The sequence below is a fragment of the Streptomyces sp. NPDC046215 genome, from assembly GCF_040646215.1.
Lineage (GTDB): Bacteria > Actinomycetota > Actinomycetes > Streptomycetales > Streptomycetaceae > Streptomyces > Streptomyces stramineus.
On the sequence record NZ_JBEYZW010000156.1, the window covers coordinates 1 to 6,662 of the forward strand.

Annotated in this window: 3 protein-coding genes; all 3 read left to right on the plus strand. The window is 75.2% G+C overall.

Annotated elements, in window-relative coordinates; translation table 11 throughout:
- A partial coding sequence (locus ABZ951_RS33225) for an SDR family oxidoreductase (RefSeq protein ID WP_344086109.1) occupies positions 1-2,466 on the plus strand: 2,466 nt, incomplete at its 5' end.
- Entirely contained in the window at positions 2,459-6,307 is a 3,849-nt protein-coding gene (locus tag ABZ951_RS33230) for a beta-ketoacyl synthase N-terminal-like domain-containing protein (RefSeq protein ID WP_361281685.1), read from the plus strand. The genes ABZ951_RS33225 and ABZ951_RS33230, both read left to right, overlap by 8 nt.
- 53 nt (positions 6,308-6,360) lie before the next feature.
- Entirely contained in the window at positions 6,361-6,540 is a 180-nt protein-coding gene (locus tag ABZ951_RS33235) for an MbtH family protein (protein WP_344086103.1), read from the plus strand.
- Positions 6,541-6,662: the final 122 nt, after the last annotated feature.

Here is a 6,662-nt window from a genome sequence, read left to right on the forward strand (position 1 = left end):
TACATCACCGGCCGCGCCAAAGACGTCATCATCGTCAACGGCGTCAACCACTACAGCCACGAAATCGAATCCTGCGCCGAAGAACTCCCCTACGCGGTACGGAGCTTCACCGCCGCTGTCGCGGTGCGCACCGACCCCACGGCCAGCACCGACGAACTCGCCCTGTTCTTCCACCCCGAACCAGGCCACGACCTCACCCAGGCCCTGCGCGCCATCCGCGGCAAAATCACCCGCGAGATCGGTGTCAGCCCCGCCTTCCTCGTCCCCGTCGAAGCCGCCACCATCCCCAAGACCGAAATCGGCAAGATCCAGCGCACCCAGCTCCGCAAGCGCTTCGAAGCCGGCGAATTCGACGCACAGGTACAACAGTCGGAAATCCTCCTCGGCACCGCCGCCACCGTCCCCGACTGGTTCCTGCACCCCGTGTGGCAGCGTGTGGAGCGTGACCGCAGCGGGTCCGGGGACGGCGGGCACACGCTGGTCCTCGCCGGGCGCCACGATGACGCCGCGGAGGTGGCCGGTGCTCTCGCCGGGCTGCTGCGCGCGCAGGGCGGGCTGTGCACGGTCGTCACCACCGGGGAGGAGTTCTCCCGGGCCGACGCCGCCCGTTACCGGGTGCGCGCCGATGTGGCGGAGGACTACGGGCGGGTGCTCGACGGCCTGGCGGCCGACGGCCGCGCCGTCGAGCGCGTCGTCCACCTCGGTGCCCTGGGCGCCCCGGAGGCCGGCGGCGAGCCGGAGACTCTCGGCGCGCTCCTGGACGCCCAGCGCGACAGCGCCGACAGCCTCTTGTGCCTGGCCCAGGCCCTGACCGCCCGGCACACCGCGGACCGGCAGATTTCCCTGCACCTCGTCGGCGCGGGCGGCCAGGCCGTCCTGGACGGCGAGCGGCCGTCCTACGCGCACGCCGCCGCCACCGGTCTGCTCAAGAGCCTGCGCGAGGAACTGCCGTGGCTGCGCACCGGCCACGTCGACCTCCAGGGCACGGCGGACCCGCGGGAGGCGGCCGCGCTGCTCCTCGCGGAGATCGCGGAGCCGCCGTCCGACACGGAGGTCGCCTACCGTGACGGCGGCCGGTGGGTGCGCCGGCTGGCGCCGCTGCCGCAGCCGCTGCCGCGCACCGCCCGCCCGGCGTCCGAGGGCTTTCACCTCATCAGCGGCGGCCTCGGCGGTGTCGCCGTGCGCCTCGCCGAGCACCTGCTCAAGACACCCGGCACCCGGCTGCTGCTCGTGGGCCGCACCGAGCTGCCCGAGGAGCACACCTGGGACGCTCTCATCGCCGCGGGCGACGGGCCGGGCCGCCGTCTCGCCGCCTTCCGGAGCCTGCGCGAGCAGGGTGACGTCCGCTACGAGTCCGCCGACATCACCGACGCGGAGCAGGTGCGCACGGCGGTCGGCAAGGCCGCCGCGGAGTGGTCGGCCCCGCTGGCCGGGGTGCTGCACCTCGCGGGCAGCTTCGACCAGCGGGCCGTGACGGACTACACCCCGCGGGAGTGGCGCGCGGCCCTGGCCGCGAAGGTCACCGGCGGCTGGGTCCTGCACCGGCTGGCCCAGGAGCACCCGGCGGCCTCGTTCGTCGCGTTCTCCTCGGTCAACGGCTACTTCGGCGGCTCCATGAGCGGCGCCTACTCCGCCGCCAACGCCTTCCTCGACGCACTGGCCGCACACCGGCGGCACGCCGGGGCCGACGCGCAGAGCCTGGCCTGGAGCATGTGGGACGAGCTCGGCATGAGCGAGGGCTACGGCCTCAAGGCCCTGAGCGAGGCGCGCGGTTACCGGGTCCTGGACGCGGCCGCGGGCCTGCGCTCCTACGACCTGGTGCGGAGCCTCGACGAGCCGCACGTCCTGATCGGCGCGGACCGCGGCGCGCCGTGGGTGCGCGGCCACGTGCTCGCCCCGGCCCGGCCGGTCCACCGGCTGGCCGGGCGGGTGGCCCTGGAGGACGGTGCCGACATCGGCGCCGTCCACCTGGCGGCCGCCGGCGCCGCCCGCGCGCTGGGCACCGCCGACGCGTGGGTCCTGCGGGCGGCCGGCACCTCCGTGGCCGCCGGCGGGAAGGCGGACGGCGAGGCGGCACCGGACGGCGCGCGCCGCCTGGAGGAGACCCTGGCCGCGATCTGGTGCCGGGTCCTGGAGCGGGACCACGTGGGCGTCGAGGAGAACTTCTTCGACCTCGGCGGCCACTCGCTGCTCCTGGTCCGCGCGACCACGGCGGTCAACGAGGAACTGGGCTGCGAACTGACCGTCGTGGACCTCTTCAGCCACCCCTCCGTCAAGGCCCTCGCACGGCACCTCGCCGACACCGGCGTGGCGGCCGTGCCCGGCGGGGCACCGGCCGCACCGGCCCCGGCGGAGGCCGGCGCCCCCGCGACCGGCATGGACCGCGCCCGTCAGCAGGCGGAGCGCCAGCGGGCCGCCCGGGCCCGCCGCGCCCCCAAGAACAAGAGGACCCAGAACGATGGATGAGACCGCACAGACCGCGTACGAGGGCGAGCCGGCCATCGCCGTCATCGGCATGGCCGCCCGTTTCCCCGGCGCCGACACGGTGGAGGAGTTCTGGGAGAACCTCGCCGCCGGCCGGGAGTCGATCCGGCCCGTCACCGACGAGGAGTTCCTCGCCGCCGGAGGCGATCCGGCGGACCTGGACGACCCGGCGGTGGTGCGGATGGCCTCCGTCATCGAGGGCATCGACCGGTTCGACTCCGCCTTCTTCGGCTACAGCCCCGCCGAGGCCGAGCTCATCGACCCCCAGCAGCGGCTGCTGCTGGAGAGCGCCTACCACGCCATGGAGGACGCCGGGTACGGCGCCGGCCACGGCGAGGCGCAGGTCGGCGTGTACGCGGGGGCCGGTGACAGCCGGTACTACCCGGCCAACGTGCACCCGCGCTTCGCGGGCCAGGGCTCCTCGGTGGCCCTGGTGCACGCCGCCACCAGCAACTCGCTGGGCACCCTGGCCACCCGGATCTCCTACGAACTGGGCCTGACCGGCCCGAGCCTGTCCCTGCAGACGGCGTGCTCGACGGCCCTGGTGGCGATCGACACCGCCTGCCAGGACCTGATCGACTACAAGTGCGACGTCGCCCTGGCCGGGGCCGCGTCCCTGAACCCGGGGGCCATGCTCGGCTACCGGTACATCCCCGACGGGCCGTTCTCCCCCGACGGCCGCTGCCGGGCCTTCGCCGCGGACGCCGCGGGCACCTCCTCCGGCGACGGGGTGGGCGTCGTGGTCCTCAAGCGGCTGGAGGACGCCCTCGCCGACGGCGACCGGATCCGGGCCGTGATCAAGGGCTCGGCCATCAACAACGACGGCCGCCGCAAGGTGGGCTTCACCGCCCCCAGCACCGAGGGCCAGACCGAGGCGATCCTCGCGGCCCAGGCGGCGGCCGGGGTCGACGGGGACTCCATCACCTACGTGGAGGCCCACGGCACGGCCACCCGCATCGGCGACCCCATCGAGGTCGCCGCCCTGACCCGGGCGTTCCGGGAGAGCACCGACCGGCGGCAGTACTGCGCCCTCGGCTCGGTGAAGACCAACATCGGGCACCTCGGCGCCGCCGCCGGGATGGCCGCGTTCATCAAGACCGTCCTGGCCCTGGAGCACCGGCAGATCCCGCCGACCCTGCACTTCGGGGCCCCCAACCCGCTGATCGACTTCGCGGCGAGCCCCTTCCGGGTGCCCACCGCCCTGGAGGAGTGGCACACGGACGGGGGCCCGCGCCGCGCGGCCGTCAGCGCCTTCGGCGTCGGCGGCACCAACGCGCACGTCGTCCTCGAAGAGGCCCCGCCCGTGGCGCCCTCCCCGCCCCGGGAGCAGGAGGCGCCGCGGTGGCAGGTGCTGCCGCTGTCCGCCCGCACCCCGGCCGCCCTGCGCGGCCAGGCGGAGAGCCTCGCGCGGCACCTGGAGGCGCACCCCGGCCTCGGGCTCGCCGACGTCACCCACTCGCTGCGCACGTTCCGCCCCGCCATGCCCCACCGGGCCGCCGTGGTCGCCGAGACCACGGCGGGCGCCGCGCGGATCCTCGCGCACCCGCTGCCCGTCCACCCGGAGGTCCGCTCGGGCGCCGCCCCGGCCGTGGCGTTCCTGCTGCCGGGCGGGGGCACCCAGTACGTGGGCATGGGCGCGCAGCTCTACCGCGACCACCCCGTCTACCGGGACGCGGTCGACCGCTGCGCCCGGATTCTCCAGCCCGTCCTGGGCCGTGACCTGCGCACGGCCCTGTACGAGCACACCGAACCGGGCAGTGTGGACGCCTTCCTGGCCCTGGTCGTCACCGAATACGCCCTGGCCACCACGCTCATGGAGCAGGGAGTGCGGCCGGCCGCGCTCATCGGCCACTCGCTGGGCGAGTACACCGCGGCCTGCCTGGCGGGGGTGATGTCGCTGGAGGAGATGCTGCCGCTGGCAGCCGAGCGGATCCGGCTGATCTCCTCGGCGGGCGGGGCCACCACGGGCGTGGCCCTCGGCGAGGACGACCTGCGGGAGTACCTGACGGACGACCTGTCGCTGTCGGCCGTCAACAGCCCCTCCGCGTGCACGGTCGCCGGTCCGGAGGCGGCGGTGGCGGCGCTGGAGGCCCGGCTGCTGGCCGACGGGGTGACGCACCGCCGGCTGCGGATGCCGGCCGCCGCCCACTCCCAGGTGCTCGACCCCGTGCTCGGCGCGCTCGGCGACGCCCTGCGCAAGGTCACCCTCAACCCGCCGCGGATCCCGTTCGTCACCAATGTGACGGGCACCTGGATCACCGACGAGCAGGCGACCAGCCCCGAGCACTGGATCGCCCACACCCGCAACACCGTCCGGTTCTCCGACGGCATCGCCGCGCTGTGGGAGCGCGGCAACCCGCTGCTGGTGGAGATCGGCCCGGGCGACGTGCTCACCAAGCTGACGCGCGCCCGGCTGGAGGGGGAGCCGCTCGCGACCGTGGCGAGCATGCGGCACGCCAAGGCCGTCAGCCCCGACGGGCAGGTCTTCGCGGAGGCCCTCGGCCGGCTGTGGTCCGCCGGTGTGCCCGTCGACCTGACCCCGGTGGACGGGCCGCGGGAGCCGCGCCGGGTGCCCCTGCCCGGCTACGCCTTCGACCGCCGCCGGCACTGGATCGACGCCCCCTCGGCCCGGCCGCGCTCCCACGCGGAGGACGAGGCGGCCGCGCCGGAGACGGCGCGGCAGGGCAGCGGCCGGACGCCCCGGCCGCCGCACCTGGCGACCGGGTACGTGGCCCCGCGCACGCCGCGCGAGCTGGCCGTGGCCGCGGTGTGGGAGGAAGCGCTCGGCATCGACGGCATCGGGGTGCACGACAATTTCTTCGACCTCGGCGGCGATTCGATGCGCGCGGTGATGCTGGCCGGCCGGCTGCGGACCGCCGCGGACCTGGACGTCCCCGCCGCCGCGCTGCTGGCGTCGCCCACGGTCGCGGGCCTGCTGGAGCAGGCGGGCCGCGCGGGCGCCGGGAGCGAGGCGTTCGCCCCGCTGCTGGCGCTGCGAGCCGACGGTGACCAGCGGCCGCTGTTCTGTGTGCACCCCGGCGGCGGCATCGCCTGGCGCTACTCGGGGCTGCTGGCCCACCTCGGTGCCCGGCAGCCGGTGTACGGCATCCAGGCACACGGCCTGGACGGCACCACCCCGGTGGCCGCCGACGCCAAGGAGATGGTCGACTCCTACCTCGGGCATCTGCGCGAGGTGCAGCCGAGGGGCCCGTACCGGATCCTCGGCTGGTCCTTCGGCGGCACGGTGGCGCACCTGATGGCCACCGCCCTGCAGCGGGAGGGCGAGGAGGTGGAGCTGCTGGCGCTGATGGACGCCCCGCTCACCCACCACCAGTCCCTCGCCCCGGAGGAGACCGAACACCAGGTCGCGGCGCTGCTGCTGCGGGTCGCCGGCGTGGAACTGCCGGAGGGCGACGGGCCGCTGGACGTCGACCGCGCCGTGCGCCTGATCGGCGAGGGCGGCGGTGCGGCCGAGGGAACGGCCGCGGTGACGGTGGAGGAGGCGGTCACCATGGCCCGCGTCATGCGGAACAACCTGGACGTGGCGCCCGGCCTGGCCCCGGAGGTCTTCCGCGGGGACATGCTGTTCTTCAGCGCCACCGGCGACATGTTCTTCGAGACCGCCCCGGGCGGAGCGGACGCCGCGGGGACGGATTCCACGGGCGGGGCCGCGCCGACCAAGGCCGACGGGTGGCGCCCGTACGTCGACGGCACGGTCGAGGAGCACGCCGTGCCCTGCGACCACTACGAGATGACCGAGCCCGAGCCGATCGCCCGGATCGGTGCGGTGCTGGCGGCGACCCTGCGGCCGTCGGCCGGCTGACGGCGCATCACCGCACCGACGGAAACAGAGCAGAGAGAGCAGAGGGAACCACCGTGAACAATCCGTTCGAGGACCACGGCCAGGGTGAGGCGACGCACATGGTGCTGACGAACGCGGCCGGGGAGCGGTCCCTGTGGCCGGCGTTCGCCGCCGTGCCGGCGGGCTGGACGGTCACCCTGCCGGCGACCAGCCACCAGGCGTGCGTGGCCCACCTGGAGCAGAACGCGCAGTAGACGGACGGGCAGAGACGGCGGGGTCCCGGTCGGTGCGCACTGATCGGGATGGGCCTCGGCGCCCTCATCCGGCACACCGCAGCCACCCTCGTGACGTTCACCGGCATTCTCCTGCTGCTGCC